The 18,493-nt window shown below is 73.4% G+C and carries 15 protein-coding genes; 9 read left to right on the forward strand and 6 right to left on the reverse strand.

What is annotated here, in order from left to right:
- Positions 1-3 precede the first annotated feature (3 nt).
- The 7 genes from AC0QR5_RS04970 (at position 4) to AC0QR5_RS05000 (ending at position 7,427) form a co-directional block, all read left to right on the forward strand.
- On the forward strand, positions 4-819 hold the full coding sequence (locus AC0QR5_RS04970; RefSeq protein ID WP_329860943.1) for an alpha/beta fold hydrolase: 816 nt from the start codon (positions 4-6) through the stop codon (positions 817-819).
- Between the two features lie 138 nt (positions 820-957).
- Positions 958-1,629 carry an META domain-containing protein gene (locus tag AC0QR5_RS04975; protein WP_329860944.1) on the forward strand — a complete coding sequence of 224 codons (672 nt, stop codon included), beginning with the start codon at positions 958-960 and terminating at the stop codon, positions 1,627-1,629.
- A 151-nt stretch (positions 1,630-1,780) separates the two neighbouring features.
- Positions 1,781-3,292 carry a fumarylacetoacetate hydrolase family protein gene (locus AC0QR5_RS04980; protein ID WP_329860945.1) on the forward strand — a complete coding sequence of 504 codons (1,512 nt, stop codon included), beginning with the start codon at positions 1,781-1,783 and terminating at the stop codon, positions 3,290-3,292.
- Complete coding sequence (locus tag AC0QR5_RS04985; RefSeq protein WP_329860946.1) at positions 3,279-3,938, forward strand: GntR family transcriptional regulator; 660 nt, start codon at positions 3,279-3,281, stop codon at positions 3,936-3,938. Before AC0QR5_RS04980 ends, AC0QR5_RS04985 begins: the two co-directional genes overlap by 14 nt.
- Before the next feature lie 24 nt (positions 3,939-3,962).
- Positions 3,963-5,468 carry a 5-carboxymethyl-2-hydroxymuconate semialdehyde dehydrogenase gene (gene hpaE / locus AC0QR5_RS04990; RefSeq protein ID WP_329860948.1) on the forward strand — a complete coding sequence of 502 codons (1,506 nt, stop codon included), beginning with the start codon at positions 3,963-3,965 and terminating at the stop codon, positions 5,466-5,468.
- Between the two features lie 27 nt (positions 5,469-5,495).
- Complete coding sequence (hpaD, locus tag AC0QR5_RS04995) at positions 5,496-6,593, forward strand: 3,4-dihydroxyphenylacetate 2,3-dioxygenase (RefSeq protein WP_329860949.1); 1,098 nt, start codon at positions 5,496-5,498, stop codon at positions 6,591-6,593.
- A 105-nt stretch (positions 6,594-6,698) separates the two neighbouring features.
- Complete coding sequence (locus tag AC0QR5_RS05000) at positions 6,699-7,427, forward strand: phosphoribosyltransferase family protein (RefSeq protein WP_329860950.1); 729 nt, start codon at positions 6,699-6,701, stop codon at positions 7,425-7,427.
- 105 nt (positions 7,428-7,532) lie between these two features.
- On the opposite strand, the gene AC0QR5_RS05005 is transcribed toward AC0QR5_RS05000, so the two are convergent.
- The 3 genes from AC0QR5_RS05005 to AC0QR5_RS05015 form a co-directional block, all read right to left on the reverse strand.
- Positions 7,533-8,873, reverse strand: a complete 1,341-nt coding sequence (locus AC0QR5_RS05005) for an MFS transporter (protein WP_329860951.1) — start codon at positions 8,871-8,873, stop codon at positions 7,533-7,535.
- A gap of 120 nt (positions 8,874-8,993) precedes the next feature.
- The gene (gene hpaB, locus AC0QR5_RS05010) at positions 8,994-10,439 is read right to left on the reverse strand and encodes a 4-hydroxyphenylacetate 3-monooxygenase, oxygenase component (protein WP_329860952.1); all 1,446 of its coding nucleotides are present in this window, start codon (positions 10,437-10,439) and stop codon (positions 8,994-8,996) included.
- 53 nt (positions 10,440-10,492) lie between these two features.
- Entirely contained in the window at positions 10,493-11,035 is a 543-nt protein-coding gene (locus AC0QR5_RS05015) for a flavin reductase family protein (RefSeq protein WP_329860953.1), read from the reverse strand.
- 167 nt (positions 11,036-11,202) lie between these two features.
- Between AC0QR5_RS05015 and AC0QR5_RS05020 the strand changes: the two genes are divergently transcribed.
- On the forward strand, positions 11,203-11,937 hold the full coding sequence (locus AC0QR5_RS05020) for an IclR family transcriptional regulator (protein ID WP_329860955.1): 735 nt from the start codon (positions 11,203-11,205) through the stop codon (positions 11,935-11,937).
- 16 nt (positions 11,938-11,953) lie between these two features.
- Here AC0QR5_RS05020 and AC0QR5_RS05025 read toward each other — a convergent pair whose 3' ends face one another.
- The 3 genes from AC0QR5_RS05025 to AC0QR5_RS05035 form a co-directional block, all read right to left on the reverse strand.
- Positions 11,954-13,222 carry an MFS transporter gene (locus AC0QR5_RS05025; protein ID WP_329860957.1) on the reverse strand — a complete coding sequence of 423 codons (1,269 nt, stop codon included), beginning with the start codon at positions 13,220-13,222 and terminating at the stop codon, positions 11,954-11,956.
- Between the two features lie 101 nt (positions 13,223-13,323).
- Positions 13,324-16,332: an SMC family ATPase gene (locus tag AC0QR5_RS05030; RefSeq protein WP_329860958.1), complete on the reverse strand. Its 3,009-nt coding sequence runs from the start codon at positions 16,330-16,332 to the stop codon at positions 13,324-13,326.
- On the reverse strand, positions 16,329-17,489 hold the full coding sequence (locus AC0QR5_RS05035) for an exonuclease SbcCD subunit D (protein ID WP_329860960.1): 1,161 nt from the start codon (positions 17,487-17,489) through the stop codon (positions 16,329-16,331). The genes AC0QR5_RS05030 and AC0QR5_RS05035 overlap by 4 nt, the downstream gene beginning before the upstream one ends.
- A gap of 63 nt (positions 17,490-17,552) precedes the next feature.
- On the opposite strand from AC0QR5_RS05035, the gene AC0QR5_RS05040 reads away from it, so the two are divergent.
- Positions 17,553-18,452: an ADP-ribosylglycohydrolase family protein gene (locus tag AC0QR5_RS05040; RefSeq protein WP_329860961.1), complete on the forward strand. Its 900-nt coding sequence runs from the start codon at positions 17,553-17,555 to the stop codon at positions 18,450-18,452.
- Positions 18,453-18,493: the final 41 nt, after the last annotated feature.

The following is an 18,493-nucleotide window of genomic DNA, read 5'->3' on the forward strand; positions in this document are numbered from 1 at the left end:
CCCGTGGCCGGCGCCGCGCACCTCGTCGAGGGAACGCCGAACGGGCTCGCGGTGCGGGTCTTCGAACCCGCCGAGGACGCCGGACTGCGGCCCGTCCTGCTGATCCACGGCTTCGCCTCGTCGACCGAGCTCAACTGGGTCGCGACGGGCTGGACGGCGTTCCTGAACGACGCCGGACGCCGGGCGATCGCCGTCGACCTCCCCGGGCACGGGGCCGCGTCCGCCCCGGAGGAGCTCGACGCCTACACGCCGAGCCGGATCCGGGCGGACCTCCTGCAGGTCCTCGAGGACCAGGGGGTCCTTCCCCTGGACGAGTCCGATCCGTCCTCGGGAGTCGACGTCGTCGGCTACTCGCTCGGCGCGCGCCTGGCCTGGGAGCTCGCGGCGACGCAGCCGGAGCTCGTGCGCCGGGCGGCGCTCGGCGGGCCGGCCGCGGTCGATCCCCTCGCCGCGTTCGACCTCGCCGCCGCCCAGCGCCACCTCGCCGACGGCACGCCGATCGCGGACGAGTCCACGGCCGAGCTGCTGCGGATGGCGCGGCTCGTGCCCTCCAACGACCTCTTCGCGCTCATGAGCCTCGTGGAGGCGGTCAAGTCGGAGCCCTTCGATCCCGGGCACGCCGTACCCCGGCAGCCGCTCCTGCTCGTCGCCGGCGACCGGGACGAGCTCGCCGAGACCATGCCGCGGCTCGCCGGCATGGCGCGCGACCGCGGCGGGGACGAGGCCGCGACGGAGCTCCTGCTGCCCGCCCGCACCCACGCGAACGCGGTCACCTCGCGCGCCTTCAAGAAGGCCGCGGTCGAGTTCCTCGCGTCCTGACGGTGCCGGCGCCCGGCCCCGTTGCCGGGCATGCCGCCCCTGACCGGACCCCGCCGCGGCCGGGTCCTGCCACGGGCAGCGGCACCTGCGACGCGCCAACCCTGTCCCTGCCCGGGCAGTCCGGCCTACCCTAGCGGTATGAAACCACGTCGTGCGCTCGCAGCGGCCGGGGCCGCGATCCTCTTGCTGACCGCCTGCGGGGACGGACCCGCGGGCACGGACGACGCCCACGGGACGGACGTCGTCGGGACGTGGGGCAACCCCACGGACTCCTCCCTCCCCACCCTCGAGTTCACGGACGACGGCTCCGTGACCGGGACCGATGGATGCAACCGGCTCATGGGCGGCTGGACGGTCGAGGGCGGGCAGGTGGTCTTCGACGCGCTCGCGGGCACGATGATGGCCTGCCCCGACGTCGACACCTGGCTCTCTACCGCCGCGCGGGCCGAGCGCGAGGAGGGCATCCTGCGTGTCTTCGGCCCCGATGGGGAGCAGATCGGCACCCTCGCCGCGGCCCGCGAGGGCTCCTCCGGCTCCGGTTCCGACGTCCTGACCGACGTCGAGTGCGCCCAGGACACCACGGGCCGGTGGAACGCGCGCGGCGTCCTGGCCAATCCCGGAACGGCCGCGAACAGCTACACGGTCCGCTTCACGGTCTCGGCCGCCGACGGTTCCGTCCTCGGTTCCGCCGAGGAGAGCTACGAGCTCGACGGCGGGGCGAGCCAGGACGTCCTCATCACGGGCATCCACACGGGCGACGAGGAGGGCGCCGAGTGCGCCCCGCTCGTGAGCGCGCAGCCGGCGGGCTGACGAGCGCACGGGCGCATGGACGGACCGGCGCACTGGCCAAGGGGCCCATGAGCGAGCGGCGGCCGCGGGGGCCTTGACGTAGCGCAGTTCACACGCGAGACTGGATCGTATACGATTTCGTACACAGTAACCGTCCAGCGCAGGAGGAACCGTGACCCAGGGCAACGCCGCCGCCAGCACCCGAGCCGTCGACGAGGAGGTGCTGCGGGCCGCGGGCAAGGTGCTCGCGGTGCACTTGAGCTACCGCTCACGGGCCGAGCAGCGCGGGCGGATCCCCGCGTTCCCCTCCTACTTCATGAAGGCCTCCTCCTCGCTGGCCCTGTCGGGTTCCACCGTGGAACGCCCTGCGGGCACGGAGCTGCTGGCGTTCGAGGGCGAGATCGCGCTCGTCATCGGCACCACGGCCCGGCGCGTGTCCCCCGAGGAGGCCTGGGCCCACGTCGGATGGGTCACGGCGTCCAACGACCTCGGCGTCTACGACCTCAAGTACGCGGACAAGGGCTCCAACGTCCGCTCCAAGTCCGGCGACGGCTACACGCCGCTCGGCCCGGCCCTGCTCCCCGCGTCCTCCGTGGATCCGGACGCCCTGCGCCTGCGCACGTGGGTCAACGGCAGCCTCGCCCAGGACGACTCGACGGCCGGGCTCATCTTCCCCTTCGCCCAGATCGTGGCGGACCTGTCGCAGCAGATGACCCTGCACCCGGGCGACATCGTCCTCACCGGGACCCCGGCCGGCTCCTCCGTGATCGTCCCCGGCGACGTCGTCGAGGTCCAGGTCGACGACGAGGCCTCCGGGCTCGGCACGGGCCGGCTGCGCACGGAGGTCGTCGAGGGCACCGTGGCCTTCGGCTCCTTCGGCAACGGCCCCAAGTCGAGCGAGGCGGACCGGATCGACGCCTACGGCTCCGAGGAGGCGGCCGGCGTCGTCCCCGCGGTCACCGGAACCTCCGCCCTGAGCGACGAGGTCAAGGCCAAGCTGCTCTCCGTGGCCACCGCGACGATCTCGGGCGCGCTGCGCAAGCGCGGGCTCAACAACGTCAGCGTCGACGGCCTCACCGCGACGAAGCCGGGCCGCAAGGCCATCGGCACCGCCCGCACGCTGCGCTACGTCCCCCACCGCGAGGACCTCTTCGCCTCCCACGGCGGCGGATACAACGCCCAGAAGCGCGTCGTCGACGCCGTCGGACCCGGCGAGATCCTCGTGATGGAGGCCCGCGGGGAAAAGGGCTCCGGGACGCTCGGCGACATCCTCGCGCTGCGGGCCCAGGTCAACGGCGCCGAGGCGATCATCACCGACGGCGGCGTCCGCGACCTGTCGGAGGTCGCGGCCCTGGACATCCCGACCTTCCACAATGGCGGCCACCCGGCCGTGCTCGGGCGCAAGCACGTGCCGTGGGAGCACGACGTGACGATCGGCTGCGGCGGGACCACGATCCAGCCCGGCGACATCGTCGTGGCCGACGACAACGGCATCCTCGTCATCCCCCCGGCGCTCGCCGCGGAGATCGCCGACGAGGTCGTCGAGCAGGAGCGCCAGGACGGCTTCGTCTTCAGGATGGTCCGGGCCGGGCACAAGGTGGACGGGCTCTTCCCGATGAACCGCGAGTGGAAGGCCCGCTACCAGGCGTGGGTCGACGCGGGGGAACCCGATGGCGCCGAGTAAGTCGGAACAGGCCTACGAGCTGCTCCAGCGCAAGATCGGCGACGGGAGCTTCGGCCCGGGATACCGCCTGGTCCTCGGGGCGATCGCCGCCGAGCTCGGCTGCAGCACGGTTCCCGTCCGCGAGGCCGTGCGGCGTCTGGAGGCCGAAGGGCTCGTGACGTTCGAGCGCAACGTGGGCGCGACGGTCGCCGCCGCCGACAACACGCTGTACCTGCACACGATGCAGACCCTGGCCGTCATCGAGGGCGCGGCCACGGCCCTCGCCGCTCCGCTCCTGGACCCCGCGCAGCTCGAGCGGGCCCGCCGGCTCAACCGCGAGCTGCGCGCGTGCCTCGAGGACTTCGACCCGCCCCGCTTCACGGCCCTGAACACCGAGTTCCACGAAGTGCTCTACGGGCCGTGCCCCAACCCGCACATCCTGGACCTCGTCCACCGCGGCTGGAACAGGATGCGCACGATGCGCTCCTCGAGCTTCACGCACATCCCCGGCCGCGCCCGGCTCTCCGTCCAGGAGCACGACGCCCTGCTGGACCTCATCGAGGCCGGCGCGCCCGCGGCCGAGGTCGAGTCCGCGGCGCGCCGCCACCGCACCAACACCCTCAACGCCTACCTCGAATCCGCCGGCATGGCACCGTCGGCCCTCTAGGAACCTCCCATCGAAAGGAACACCATGAGCAAGCACTTCGTCCCGGACGAGCTGCCCACGCACCTGCGGCACTACATCGGCGGTGAGTTCGTCGACTCCGTCGGCGGCGAGACGTTCGAGGTCCTCGACCCCGTCACGAACCAGCCCTACGCGACCGCCGCCTCCGGCATGAAGGCCGACGTCGACGCCGCCGTCGCCGCCGCCCGCGAGGCCTTCGTCAACGGGCCCTGGCCGCGGATGAAGCCGCGCGAACGCGCCAGGGTCCTCTATGCGATCGCCGACGCCGTCGTCGCCCAGGAGGACCGCCTCGCCGAGATGGAGACCTTCGACACCGGCCTGCCCATCACGCAGGCCCGCGGACAGGCCCAGCGGGCCGCCGAGAACTTCCGCTTCTTCGCCGACCTGATCGTCGCGCAGCACGACAACGCCTTCAAGGTCCCCGGTTCCCAGATCAACTACGTCAACCGCAAGCCGATCGGCGTCGCGGGCCTCATCACCCCGTGGAACACTCCCTTTATGCTCGAGTCCTGGAAGCTCGCGCCGTCGATCGCCTCCGGCTGCACCGTGGTCCTGAAGCCGGCGGAGTTCACGCCCCTTTCCGCCTCCCTGTGGGCGCGGATCTTCAAGGACGCGGGACTGCCCGACGGCGTCTTCAACCTCGTCAACGGCCTCGGCGAGAGCGCCGGCGACGCGCTCGTGAAGCACCCGGACGTCCCGCTGATCTCCTTCACCGGCGAGTCCTCGACGGGCCAGACGATCTTCCGCAACTGCGCCGAGGGGCTCAAGGGCATGAGCATGGAGCTCGGCGGCAAGTCCCCGGCAATCGTGTTCGACGACGCCGACTTCGACGCGGCGATCGACTCCACCCTCTTCGGCGTGTTCTCCCTCAACGGCGAGCGCTGCACGGCCGGGAGCCGGATCCTGGTCCAGCGCGGGATCTACGAGCGCTTCGTCGAGGCCTACGCGGAACGCGCCCGGAGAATCGTCGTCGGCGATCCGCACGATCCGAAGACCCAGGTCGGCGCCCTCGTGCACCCGGAGCACTACGAGAAGGTCATGTCCTACGTGGAGCTCGGCAAGGCCGAGGGCCGGCTCGTGGCCGGCGGCGGCCGCCCGGAGCACCTGCCCGAGGGCCAGGAGAACGGATCCTACGTGGCCCCGACGGTGTTCGTGGACGTCGCCCCCGACGCGCGGATCTTCCAGGAGGAGATCTTCGGCCCCGTCGTCGCCATCACGCCCTTCGACACGGACGAGGAGGCGCTGGAGCTCGCGAACAACACCAAGTACGGCCTGGCCGCCTACGTCTGGACCTCGGACCTGAAGCGCGCCCACAACTTCGCCCAGTCCGTGGAGGCCGGCATGGTCTGGCTCAACAGCCACAACGTCCGCGACCTGCGCTCCCCGTTCGGCGGCGTCAAGGCCTCGGGCCTCGGCCACGAGGGCGGCTACCGCTCGATCGACTTCTACACCGACCAGCAGGCCGTGCACATCACCCTCGGCGACGTCCACACCCCCAAGTTCGGCGCCTAGGCGCCCGCGTTTTCGAAGGAGAGAACCATGAGCAACCCCATCCCGAAGCCCTCCGTGCCCGCGCCGGACATCCTGCGCTGCGCCTACGCCGAGCTCGTCGTCACCGATCTGGAGGCCTCCCGGAGGTTCTACGTCGACGTGCTGGGCCTGCACGTGACCGAGGAGGACGAGGACCAGATCTACCTGCGCTCCTTCGAGGAGTTCATCCACCACAACCTGGTCCTGACGCGCAGCCCGGTCGCGGCCCTGAAGGCCATGGCCTTCCGGGTCCGCACTCCGCAGGACGTCGACGCCGCCGAGGCCTACTACCGCGAGCTCGGCTGCCGCACCGAACGCCGCGGCGAGGGCTTCGTCCAGGGGATCGGCGACGCCGTGCGCGTCGAGGATCCGCTGGGCTTCCCGTACGAGTTCTTCTTCGAGACGGAGCACGTCGAGCGCCTGCACATGCGCTACGACCTCTACTCCGCCGGCGAGCTCGTCCGCCTCGACCACTTCAACCAGGTCACCCCGGACGTCCCGCGCGGCCGGGCCTACCTCGAGGACCTGGGCTTCCGCGTCACGGAGGACATCAAGGACTCGGAGGGCACCACGTATGCCGCCTGGATGCACCGCAAGGGCACGGTCCACGACACGGCGCTGACCGGAGGCAATGGACCCCGGCTGCACCACATCGCGTTCTCGACCCACGAGAAGCACAACATCATCCAGATCTGCGACAAGATGGGCGCCCTGCGCATCTCGGACCGGATCGAGCGCGGCCCCGGACGCCACGGCGTCTCCAACGCGTTCTACCTGTACATCCTGGATCCGGACGGCCACCGGATCGAGATCTACACCCAGGACTACTACACGGGAGATCCCGACAACCCGGTCATCACGTGGGACGTCCACGACAATCAGCGCCGCGACTGGTGGGGCAACCCCGTGGTGCCCTCGTGGTACACCGAGGCTTCCCTCGTGCTCGACCTCGACGGCAACCCGCGCGAGGTCGTGGAACGGACCGACGATTCCGAGCTCGAGGTGACGATCGGCGCCGACGGCTTCTCCTACACGCGGGCCGGCGACGAGGACGGCAGCTACCACGGCGAGGCGGCCAAGGGCTTCAAGCTGGGCAACCAGGTCTAGTCCCCGGGAGGGTACGACGGCGGCCGGCACCTTCTAGTGCCGGCCGCCGCTTCGTTGCGCCCCCGTTCGTTGCGTGCCGGGTGGGGGCGGGGCAGACTGGGGCGCATGGACGCGCCGGCGCAGGACGGTCCCACCTACCGGGACCGCGCCCACGCCGCGCTGCTGCTCGGACGGGCCCTGCTCCCCCGGCTTCCCCGCCCGGAGGACCGCCCCGTCGTCGTCCTCGGTCTCGCCCGTGGCGGCGTCCCGATCGCCTGGGGCGTCGCCGGAGTGCTCGAGGCGGAGCCCGGGCGCGGACCGGTGGAACGCGACGTGCTCGTGGTGCGCAAGCTCGGCCTCCCGTCGAGCCCGGAGGTCGCGTTCGGGGCCGTGGCCGGACTGGCCGGCCGGCGCCACACCGAGTACGTTCCCGCGGTGCTCGCCGCCGAGATGGGCCGCCTCGGGGACCCGGCCGGTCGCCGCCGGCTCGACGACGCGCTGCGGGCCGTGGAGGAATACGAACACGAGGTGCTGGCCGCGCGGCTGCGCCGCTACCTCGGCGGGCGGGAGCAGGACGTCGCGGGCCGGGTGGTCGTGGTGTGCGACGACGGGATCGCCACCGGCGCGACGCTGCTCGCCGCCGTCGGGGTCCTCCGGGAGGCCGGGGCCGCGTACGTCGCCGCCGCCGCGCCCGTGGGCGCCCCCGGGGCGTGCCGGGCGATCGAGGCCCGCTCGGACCAGCTGATCTGCCCCCTCAGGCCCCCTCGCTTCCGCGCGGTGGGGGCACACTACGACGCCTTCGAACAGCTCGACGACGAGCGGGTCCTGGCCCTGCTGCGCGCCGGACACGGCTGAGCCGCGGGCGGGACCGGTCCGGGTGGACCGGCCGCGCCCGCGGCCCTGGCTTCCGGGACGGCCCGGCACGGCCGGCGGAGGCGCCTCGCCCCCGCCTGCGGCGTCCTACTTCGAGACGGGGGTGGGCTCGATGTCCTCGACGTGGAGGTTGTTGCCGCGCGTCTCTCCGGCCCACAGCACGCCCGCGATCGAGACCACGGTGATCACCATGATGTAGATCGAGATGGAGATCGAGCTGCCCGTGGCCTCCAGGAGGGCCTGGGCGATCGTCGCGGCGAACGCGCCGCCGAGGATCGCGCCGAGGGCGTAGCCGATCGAGATGCCCGAGTAGCGGATGTGCGCCGGGAACATCTCCGCGTACATCGCCGACTGCGGGCCGTAGGACAGGCCGAGGCCGATCGTGAGGACGAAGATCGCGAAGCCGTAGAGGAACAGGTTGCGCGTGTCGATCAGCATGAACATCGGGATCATCCAGACGAACACGATGCCGTAGCCGATGAGGAAGGTGTTGCGGCGCCCGAGGTAGTCGGAGATCCAGCCGCCGATGAGCGTGAAGATCAGCCAGCCGAACGAGCCGACCGTCGTGGCCAGCAGGACCGGGGTCACGGGCATCTCCAGGACGCGCGTCGTGTAGGCGATGAAGAACGCGATCAGCAGGTAGCCGGCGGCGTTGTTCGAGATGAAGATCAGCGCGGCCTTGACGACCTCCGCCGTGTTGGTCCGGAAGAGGTCGCGCAGCGGCGTGTGCTCGGAGGCCTTGCGCTGCTCGAGCTGCTTGAAGACCGGGGACTCCTCGACGGCACGGCGGATCATGTAGCCCACGACGATCAGGATGATCGAGAGCAGGAACGGAATGCGCCAGCCCCAGGCGTTGAACTCCTCGGGGGTCATCGACAGGCGCAGGACGAGGAGCAGGCCCGTGGCCAGGATCATGCCGATCGGGACGCCGATCTGCGGGAACGCGCCGAAGAGGCCGCGGCGGTGGTTGGGCGCGTGCTCGACGGCCATCAGGGCGGCACCGCCCCACTCGCCGCCGGCGGAGAAGCCCTGGACGATGCGCAGCAGCACCAGGAGGATGGGGGCCCACAGGCCGATCTGCGCGTAGGTGGGCAGCAGGCCGATGAGCGAGGTCGCGACGCCCATCAGGATGAGCGTGGCCACGAGGACGCGCTTGCGGCCGAACTTGTCGCCGAGGTGTCCCGCGATGACCGCTCCGAGCGGGCGGAAGAGGAAGGAGATGCCGATCATCGCGAACGCGAGGATCTGGCCCAGCCCGGGGTTGCTCTCGTTGAGCGGGGCGAGGAACAGGGGCGTCAGCAGGGTCGCCGTCAGCTGGGCGAAGATGAAGAAGTCGTACCACTCGATGGTGGTGCCGACCAGGGTGCCGGCGAGGACGCGGCGTTCCTCGTTCCGCTTCTTCGCGGGAGGCAGGTCGATGGTGCTCATGGATGCTCCGGTGGGTCGTCGTGACAGCGGTGGTGATTTACCGAACGTTCGTACGGTATATGTGATCTAGGACATGGTAGCGCGGATCACAGCCCGGGGCCACGTCTGTCCGCCGGCACCTCATCCCTCCAGCAGTCGGCGGACCCGTTCCCGCGCCGGGCCGCGGTCGTAGCCGTTGACGAGGGCGCCCGCCATCCGCACGGGATCACCGAAGAAGAAGTACTCGTAGAGCGCCTGGCGGGAGGAGAAGCCGCTGATCGAGGCGTCGTAGGCGAGCTTGAAGAGGCGGATCCGCTCGGGACCCGTCAGCCCCTTGGACTGGAGGTAGAGCTCGATGTCGTCCCGGGCGATCGCGAGGTCGGCCTCGCCGGGAAGGCCCATGAGCCCGGACGCGCAGAACGTGCGGATGATCTCCGGGAAGCGCTGGGAGGCCTTGGGATACCAGTTCCGGGCCGCGTTCAGCGTGGGCCAGTGGGGCAGGTAGACGCCGTCCGGGCTCGGGGCCGCCTGGGCCTCGGCGGCCACGGCGAGGGCCTTGCCGATCTCGACCGTGCGGACGAGCTCGGCCAGGTCCTCCTGGATGTGCTGGAAGCCGTCGATCCCGATCGCGTCCGCGATCTCCGAGGCGAGCCCCAGGAAGAACTCGCTCTTGGCCACCGTGCGCGTCAGGACCTGATGGGTCATCAGGGCCGCCGCGCCCGTGTCCTGGTACCACGCGTTGCACAGCTCCGGGCGGCCCAGCATAAAGACCCGCTCGTTCGGCACGAAGACCTCGTCGAAGACCACGACGGCGTCGACCTCGTCGTAGCGCGAGGCGAGGGGCTCGTCGTGCGCGCTCCCCCCGTGGTGCAGTCCGGTGCGGCACAGGTAGCGCAGTCCCGGCGCGTCGTTCCGGAGCGCGAAGGCGAAGGAGAAGGGCGCGTCGTCGGGCGAGCCGCGCAGGACGGTGGAGGGGAAGACGAGCAGCTCGTCGGCGATCGGGGCCACGGTGGCGAGCATGCGTGCTCCCGTGACCACGATCCCGTCCGGCCGCTCCTCGACCACGCGGGCGGCGAGCTGGCCGCCCAGCTGCTCCGAGCCGGAGACCGAGCGGTTCGCCTGTGGCGGGATGAGCGTGTGCGTCGCGAGCAGGTCGTGCTCCCGGGCGTAGGCCGTGTAGGCCTCGATGCGCTCCCCGAAGACGGGATCGGCGCGGGAGAAGAACGTCTTGGCGGAGGCCAGCGCCGTCAGGCAGGAGTTCATGTAGTCGCCCGTGCGCCCGAGGAAGCCGTTGCTGTGCCGGGCCCAGACGGTCGCGGCCTCGCGGCGCCGCGCCAGGTCCGCGGCCGAGCGTGGCACGAGGAACGACGTCGAGACCCGCTCCCCGGATTCCGGGTCAACGAAGCTCAGGACGTCGCGGTGGCGGGGATCGTGCTGGAGGTCGTAGAGCCCCGCGTAGCTGCGCGCGACGCCCGCGAAGGCCGGGTGGGCGGTGAGGCCTCCCGAGACCACCTCGCCGTCGATGACGAGATGCGGGCGCATCGCGTCGAGCTTGTCGAGGAACTCGCGTCCCGTCCTGATTCCCATGGTGGTCCCTTTCCTGTGGCGCCCGGGCGCGGAGGCGGTCCGGGCCGTGGTGGCTAGAGGAGTTCCTCCATCCCCAGCTGGCTTTCGGGGATCGTCGTGAAGGCGCCGTTGGCGAACGCGAGCGCGTCCCCGCGGCGGTAGTTGAAGTCGCGGACCTCGCCGAGGAAGAGGGTGTGGTCGCCGCCGTCGTACTCCGCCCAGGGCGCGCAGGAGAAGTAGGCGAGGACACGCGCGAGCCGCGGCGCGGTGCCGCCCTCGACCCACTCCGGGTCCCGGATCGGGCGTCCGGCGAAGTGGAGGGCCAGCGACTGCTGTTCCGCGCCGAGGATGTTGACCGTGAACGGCCGTCCCGCGAGTTCGTCGTGGGCGCGGGCGGTCCGGGCGATGCTGACCAGGACGAGCGGCGGATCCATGGAGACGGAGGTGAAGGAGTTCACGGTGATTCCGTGGCGCTTCGAGGCCCCGTCGAAGCTGACGATGGCGACGCCGGTGGCGAACCGGCCCAGGCTTCCGCGGAAGTGCTTCAGGTCCAGGGCCGGCGGCGTGGAGACCGGGCCCTCCGCCGCGTTGTCCGCCTCGCGTCGCGGAACGATCATCGGGGCCTCCTGGAGCTGCACGGGTACCGGGGCGCTGCCGACCCGGAACTGGTGTTCAATTATCGAACCCCATGTTCTAATAATGAACCACTACCGAAGCTATCGGAGCCGGCGCCGCGGCACAAGGCGTCCCGGACCCCCGGACACACGATGCAGCGAGGAACCGCATGCCCACCGAGCCCGCCAAGGCGCCCCACTCCCAGACGCTCTCGCGCGGCCTGCGCGCACTGGAGATCCTCGCCGACGCCGCCGGGCCGCTGACGATCGCCGAGCTCGCGGGACGCCTCGGCGTGCACCGTTCGATCGCCTACCGGATCCTGCGCACGCTCGAGGACCACTTCCTCGTGATGCGCGACGACTCGGGCCGCGTCCAGGGGGCACCCGGCCTGGCCGCGCTCGCCCGCGGCGTCCAGCGCGGGCTGCAGTCGGCGGCGCTGCCCGAACTCACGGACCTCGCCAATTCCCTGGGCATGTGCGCCTTCGTGGCGGTCTGGGACCCCCACGACTGCATCACCCTGGTCACGGTCGAGCCGCGGCACGGTCCCGGCGGCGTCATCCAGCAGCCGGGCTCCCGCCACCCCTTCGACCGGGGGGCGCCGGGCATCGCCATCCAGTCCGCCCACACGGCCCAGGAGTGGGCGCAGCGCTCCCCCGGCGAGCCGTACCGGCCGGAGGCCGCGGCCGCGCGGGCGCGCGGCTACGCGACGAGCCGCGACGAGGTCATCCACGGGGTCTCCTCCGTGGCGGCCCCGATCACCGCCCCGGGCCAGCTGCCGGCCGCGATCGCCGTCGTCTACGCGACCGCCGCGCACGCCGAGGACCAGGACACGCTCGGCGCCCGGGTGCGGAGCGCGGCCGGGGCGATCGAGCGCGCCCTCGGCGCGGCCGTCACGGGCGACTGAGGCCGCTCCCGGGCCGCTACGACGCCGCCGCGGAGCGGTGCTCGGCCCGGGCCGCCCGCCGGCGCCCCGGCCGGCCGACGCGCATGGCCACGCCGCACAGGAGCAGGAACCCGGCGGCCGCCGAGGCGACGCCCATCGCGCCGTGGTGGCCCAGGTCCTCGGCGAGCAGCCCGGCGAGCGTGTTGCCGATCGCGGTCCCAACGACGATGCCGCTCGCGAGCAGCGTCATGACCGTGCCGAGGCGGCCGCGCGGAGCGACGTCGCCGCCGAGCGTGAAGATCGCGACCATGACGGGGCCCACGGGCAGGCCCACGAGCATGAGCGCGGCGACCATCGCGGGCGTGGAGTCCGGAAGCTGCAGCAGCAGGGTCGCGGGAAGCAGGAGCGCGGCGCAGGCGATCCACCGGCCGTGCTGTGTCCAGGCCGTCGGCCAGACCGCCACGGACAGCGCGGCCGCGGCGGAGGTGAGGCCCAGCGCCGCGTAGAGCAGCCCTCCGGCATTGGAGTCGCCCTGGGCTCCGGCAAAGGCGACGGCTCCCGCGGAGAGGCTCCCGAAGATCGTGCCCATGCCGATCATCCCGGCGACGGCGGTTCCGACCCGCAGCGTCCGCCCGCGGTTCCAGGCGGCCGCGGACCGGGCGGCATCGGACTGGCCCGCCGCGGTGCCCCGGTGGGGACGGACGCTGGCCGCGGTGCGGTGCAGGGCGAACGCCGGCACCAGCACGAGCGTCAGGCCGGCTGCCAGGGCGAGCGGGAGCCAGGGGGCGATGGCCGCGGCGAGCAGGCCGACGAGCGCCGGACCGAGGACGAACGTGATCTCGTCGACCGTGGACTCGTAGCTCAGCGCGGTCTCGAGCTCCTTGCGCCCGTGGGGGCGTTCGGCGGTCAGCGCCATCCAGCGGACGCGGGCCATGGGGCCGACCTGCGGGCAGCTGGCGCCGGCCGCGACGGCGAGGGCCGCGACGAGGGCGGGAGCGGCCAGGCCGAGCGCGGCCGCGATGAGGGCGGCCACCGCCGCGGCGTGGACGATCGCGAGCGGCAACAGGACGGGGCGCTGTCCGACGCGGTCGGCCACGTAGCCGAAGGCGGGGGCCCCGAGGGCGGAGCCGACGCCGACCGCGCCGGCGGCGACGCCGCCGGAGGCGTAGGAACCGGTCGTGGCGGTGACGAGGGTGAGCGCGCCGATCGTCAGCATCGCCAACGGCAGGCGGGCGACGAGGGCCAAGGGGAAGAAGACCGTTCCGGCGAGCGAGCGCAGCGAACGGAAGGAGGAGCGGGCGGTCATGGGCAGGGTCCTTCTACGTGCGCACCGTCCCAGCCACCCGGTGCGCCCAACCCTTGGATTCCGCCGCGACGGCGGCGAACCACACCATCATACCGGGCGGTTCACGCATCGGCGACGTCGTGCTGGACGAGTTCGAGCCGCGAGCCCCGGCGCCCCTTGTGCACGTGCAGCTGCGTGGGGATGCGCAGCTTCATCTCCGGGACGTGGCTGACGAGTCCGACGACGCGGCCACCCTGGCGCAGCCCGTCGAGCGCGTTCATGACGAGCTCGAGCGCGCCCTCGTCGAGGGAGCCGAATCCCTCGTCGACGAAGAGGGTCTCCATGTCGATGCCGCCGGCCTCCTGCTGGACGACGTCCGCGAGCCCGAGTGCCAGGGCGAGCGAGGCCATGAACGACTCCCCGCCGGAGAGCGTGGCGGTGTCGCGCTGCTGCCCGGTCCACGCATCGACGACCTGGAGGCCGAGGCCGGACTTGTTGTTGCCGCGCGGACCGTCGTCGTGCACGAGCCGGTAGCGCCCGCTGCTCATCACGTCGAGGCGTTCCGTGGCCGCCGCGGCGACCGCCTCGAGCCGGGCGGCGAGGACGTAGGTGCTGAGCGTCATCTTCAAGCGGTTCTCCCCGGTGCCCCGGGCCAGCTCGGCCAGCGAGGAGACGAGATCGTACTCGGCCAGGAGCGGTCCCTGCCGGGCCTCCAACGCGGCCAGGCGGTCCCGGGCCACCGCGAAGCGCGCCGACTGCTGGGCCAGGACGGCCTGGGCGCTCAACGCCTCGTCGAGCCCGCGACGGGCCTCGGCGCTGCGGGCCGCCGCGGCCTCGAGCGCCTCGTCGTCGGGCGGCTGGACACCGGCGGCGCGGGCCCGGCGGGCCCGGGCCACCTCCTCGCTGGCGCCGAGCTCCTCGAGCCGGTGCAGCTCGGCGCGGTGCCGCTCGACGGTCTCGCGCTGCCGCGCTGCCTCGGCCTCGGGAAGCAGCGCCCCGGCCTGGTCTTCGGCCGTGTCGAAGCCGTGGTCCGCGAGGGCCCGCGCCCACTCCGCCTCCGCCTCGGTGTGGGCCCGGGCCGCGCGCGCACGGCCCTCGAGCGCTTCCGCCGCGCGGGAGAGCACGGCGGTCGCCGCGTCGAGGGCCCGGACGCGCTCGGCGACGCTCGGGTGTCCTCCGCGGGCCGCCTCCAGCGCCGTCTCGAGCCGGAGGCGCTGTTCAGCCAGGCCGTCGCGCGAGGCCACGGCGGCGGCCCGCTCCGCCGCGGCGGCCGAGGCCCCCGCGCGGGCCGTGGCCAGCGACGCCTCCGCTGCGACCACGGCCGCCTCGGCGGCCCGGTGGCCCTCGACGGCGCCCTCGGCCGCGGCGAGCGCCGCCTGGGCAGCCGCGAGCTCCTCGACGGCTTCGTCGTGACCGCGTTCCCCGAGCGCGCCCCGCAGGCGGTCTGCACGTCGGGCGGCCTCGTCCCGCCGGTCGCGTGCCCCGCTGGAGACGACGGCCAGGCGCTCGGCCTCCGCCACGGCCGCCTCGTGGTCCGCCTCCTGGACCAGCGATCCGTCGGGGGCGGCCGCGGGCCGCGGGTGCTCCGGTGCGCCGCAGACAGGGCAGGGCGATCCATCCTCGAGCCCGAGGGCGAGCGATGCCGCGGCCTGGGCCAAGCGGCGCCGTCCGAGCTCGACGGCCCGGCCCTGCGCCGTCAACCGGGCGTCCTCGGCCCTGATCCACGCCTCTTCGGCCGCCCGCAGCACCGGGAGCTGGCGTTCGAGTTCCTCCGCCGCCTCGGCCGTGGACCGCGCCGCCCGTTCGGCCGAGCGCAGCCCCTCGACGCGCCCCGCCGCTTCGGCCCCGGCGTCCCGCGCGGACCGCAGCTCCGGCAGCGTGTCCTCGAGCGCGGCGGCCTCGCGCTCGGAGGCGGCGCGGCGCTCCTCGGCCGCCTCGACGACACGGCCGGCCGCGGCGATCCGCTCGAGCGTCGCGGCGAGCTCGTCTTCCTGGGGCCGGGCCGCCCGGGCCACCGCGAGCTCTGCGGCGGCGAGCGAACGCGCGCCCTCCATCGACTCGGCGGCGTCGTGGTAGCCCGGGGCGAGTCCGTCCTCGTCCACGGCCCGGGTGGCCGATTCCGCGGTCCGGACGGCGTCCCGGTGCTCCGCGGCGGCGCGTTCCGCGGCCCGGCGCGCCGGTTGCGCGGCGGCGGCCTCCGCGTGCGCGGCGAGATGCCGCCCGGCGGCATCGGCCTGGGAGGTGGAGGCCTCGAGCGCCGCGTGGCGGCGCTCCCACGCGACGAGCTGTCCATGGTCCCGGGCAGCGCGGGTCAGTTCCTCCGCGTCGGCGATGGCTGCGGCGTGCGCCGTCGACGCCGCGTCGAGCCGGACGTCGACACGCCCCCGGGCCGCCTCGAGGCCGGCCTCGAAAGCCTCGACGAGGCCGGCGTCGTCCGTGTCCGGATCCCATCCATCGACCGCGTCGGCCGCATCGGCGCGCAGCTGATCCAGCGCGGCACGGCGCTGCGCCTCGGCGCCGGCGGCCCGTTCGCGCAGTGCCGCCGTCCGCTGCGCGAGCGCCTCTTCGACCCCCGCGTAGCCGCTCGTGTCGAAGAGCTTCTTCAAGAGCGCCTCGCGGTCCCGGTCCTTGGACCGGAGGAAGGCCGCGAACTCGCCCTGGGGCAGCATCGCGACGCGCGTGAACTGCTCCTTGCCGAGTCCGAGCACCGCGAGGATCTCCGAGGCCACTTCGTCGTTGCGCGTGGACTTCTCCACCCATGCCCCGTGAACGAGCTCGCGCAGCCGGCTCTGGGCCTGTTGCCGCGTGGTGCCCGTGCCCCGCGCCTTCGGGCGTTCCCAGGCCGGGGACCGCGTGACCTCGAAGCGGCGTCCGCCGGAGGAGAACTCCAGGACGACTTCCGGAACGGCGCCCGGCTCGGCATGGTCGCTGCGCAGGCGCGTCGTTCCCTCGCGTGCGCCCGGCAGCCCCGCGTAGAGCGCGAAGCAGATCGCGTCCAGGACGCTCGTCTTGCCCGCGCCCGTCTCCCCGTTCAGGAGGAACAGCCCGTCCGCGGACAGCGCGTCGACGTCGACGTCCTCCGTGCCGGCGAAGGGACCGAAGGCGCTCAGGCGCAAGCGGTGGATCCTCATGCGGAGACCTCCCGGCTCGCCGCGTCCGCCAGCGCGGCCGCGAGGACCTCCGTCTCCAGCTCCGACGGCGGCCGCTGGCGCACGTGGTCGACGAATCCGCTGCAGACCTCGAGCGTCGAGGCCGCCGCCGCGATCCGCTCCCCGTAGCTGCGCCCGCGTTCCTCCCGGCGGCCTTCCGGCTCGAAGGCGAGCACGAGGGTCTCGGGGAACCGCTCGCGCAGGCGCTGCATGGCCTGCGCCGGGCGGTCCGCGTCCGTGAGCGTCACCTGGCAGTACGCGGGCTCCGCCCACGCCAGCGCCTCGTCGGCGAGGAGCTCCTCGAGCCGGCCCCTGAGCACCGCGAGCGGACGCGGGCGCGACCACTCGACCTCCTCGACGTCGATCCCGTCGGCGCTGGTCTCGACGATGAACGAGCCCTTGACGTGGGCCGCCTCGGAGAAGGAGTACGGCAGCGGCGACCCGCTGTAGCGCACGCCGGGGCGCAGGGTCTGGCGGCCGTGTAGGTGGCCCAGGGCCAAGTAGTCGAATCCCTCGAAGACGTCCACGGGGACGATCTCGAGCCCGCCCACGCTCAGCTCCCGTTCGCTGTCGCTGCCGCTGCCGCCCGCGGCGAACACGTGGGCCATGACGATGGTGCGCAGCGGTAGGGTGCCGGCGCCACGTGCCTCGACGTCGTCCCGGATCCGCCCGACGGCCGCCGCCACGACGGGGCCGTGGCCGGGCGCCTCGACCCCCAGGGCGTCCGCCGTCATCCGCGGTTCCAGGTACGGCAGCGCATAGACGGCGACCCGGTGGTCGCCGGCGTCGAACTCCACGGGACGGTCCAGCTCCTCGAGTCGCGTCCGCACGTGGATCCCGGCCGATCCCAGGAGCCGTCCGCCGAAGCCCAGACGCGTCGCGGAGTCGTGGTTGCCGCTGCTCAGCACGACCTCGGCCCCGGCCGCGCGCAGGCGGACGAGGGCGTCGTCGAAGAGCCGCACGACGTCGACCCCGGGCAGCGCGCGGTCGTAGACGTCGCCCGCGATGAGCACGACGTCGATGCGCCGCTCCCGCACCGTGGCGACGAGCTCGTCGATGAACGCGGCCTGGGCATCGAGCATCCCGGCGCCGTGGAAGGAACGCCCGAGGTGCCAATCGGAGGTGTGGAGGAATCGCATGGAGCCACCCTACTGTCGGGCCCCGACGCTTCGGCCTCGGCCGCTCCTCACTAGACTGTCCGGGTGACCGCCTCCGCTGATCCCCGCCCCGTGTCCGATCCCGCCCTCTTCATGGACCGCGCGATCGCGGCCCTGGCCGCGCAGGCCTTCTCCCCCGTTCCCGACGCAGCGGGACTGCTGCCCCTGTACTTCGCCGACGGGCTGCTCGAGGCCCTCGAGTGGGCGCACGACGGCGTCGCGAGCGACGAGGCCGCCTGCCTGTGGCTCGCCGGACTGCGCTGGTACCGCCTCGCCACGGGCGCGTTCCCGGACGGGGCCCCGGAACCGCGGCCCCGCTGGATCGACGCCCTGCTCGAGGGCACCCCGGTCCGCATCGGTCCGGCGTCCGAGTCCCTGACAGCGGGGCTCGGCCACGAGGCCATGGGCACGGCCGCACGGCCGCACGACGCGTCCGCGGACTCCCCCGCCGTCCTGGCGCCGGCGGCCGTCAGCGCCTTCCTGCCCCACGTCACGCCCTCGACGGCGGCGCGCTTCGCCGCGGACGCGAGCCGCCTGACGCACGGCTCGCCCTCCGCGGCGGCCGCCGCGGCCTCCGCCGCGGAACTGCTCGCCCGGGCCCTGACGGGAGGTCCGGGCGCGCTGGAATCCGGCCTGGACCCGGCGGCCGCCTCCGCCGAGGCGGGCGCCGGCCCGGCCCACGACGCGCTGCACGAGGCCCGCGCGGCCGCCGCCGCGGGATGCTCCGCGTTCGACGCCGGACGGGGCGCCGTGGGCGCGTGGGACGCCGTCCGGGAAGCGTGCGCGCGCGGCGAGACGGACCCGGGGACGACGGCGATGGCCCGGATGCTGCTCGGCGGCGCCCTCGGCACGGCCGCGCTCCCGGACGGATGGGAAGCGCGGCTGCCCGTGGCCGCGGCCCTGCGCGAGTGGGCCCGGCGCTGGTCGCGCCTCGTGTTCTCCTAGTCCGGCACGGCGCGCCACGGCGCGCCCATCCCGTCCCCGCT

The sequence above is a fragment of the Arthrobacter sp. J156 genome (genome assembly GCF_056172865.1).

Excerpts from the sequence above, each read along its gene's own strand:
- AC0QR5_RS04975 (WP_329860944.1), top strand. The coding sequence starts at position 958 with ATGAAACCACGTCGTGCGCTCGCAGCGGCCGGGGCCGCGATCCTCTTG.
- AC0QR5_RS04985 (WP_329860946.1), top strand. The coding sequence starts at position 3,279 with ATGGCGCCGAGTAAGTCGGAACAGGCCTACGAGCTGCTCCAGCGCAAG.
- hpaE (WP_329860948.1), top strand. The coding sequence starts at position 3,963 with ATGAGCAAGCACTTCGTCCCGGACGAGCTGCCCACGCACCTGCGGCAC.
- hpaD (WP_329860949.1), top strand. The coding sequence starts at position 5,496 with ATGAGCAACCCCATCCCGAAGCCCTCCGTGCCCGCGCCGGACATCCTG.
- AC0QR5_RS05000 (WP_329860950.1), top strand. The coding sequence starts at position 6,699 with ATGGACGCGCCGGCGCAGGACGGTCCCACCTACCGGGACCGCGCCCAC.
- AC0QR5_RS05005 (WP_329860951.1), bottom strand. The coding sequence starts at position 8,873 with ATGAGCACCATCGACCTGCCTCCCGCGAAGAAGCGGAACGAGGAACGC.
- hpaB (WP_329860952.1), bottom strand. The coding sequence starts at position 10,439 with ATGGGAATCAGGACGGGACGCGAGTTCCTCGACAAGCTCGACGCGATG.
- AC0QR5_RS05015 (WP_329860953.1), bottom strand. The coding sequence starts at position 11,035 with ATGATCGTTCCGCGACGCGAGGCGGACAACGCGGCGGAGGGCCCGGTC.
- AC0QR5_RS05020 (WP_329860955.1), top strand. The coding sequence starts at position 11,203 with ATGCCCACCGAGCCCGCCAAGGCGCCCCACTCCCAGACGCTCTCGCGC.
- AC0QR5_RS05025 (WP_329860957.1), bottom strand. The coding sequence starts at position 13,222 with ATGACCGCCCGCTCCTCCTTCCGTTCGCTGCGCTCGCTCGCCGGAACG.
- AC0QR5_RS05030 (WP_329860958.1), bottom strand. The coding sequence starts at position 16,332 with ATGAGGATCCACCGCTTGCGCCTGAGCGCCTTCGGTCCCTTCGCCGGC.
- AC0QR5_RS05035 (WP_329860960.1), bottom strand. The coding sequence starts at position 17,489 with ATGCGATTCCTCCACACCTCCGATTGGCACCTCGGGCGTTCCTTCCAC.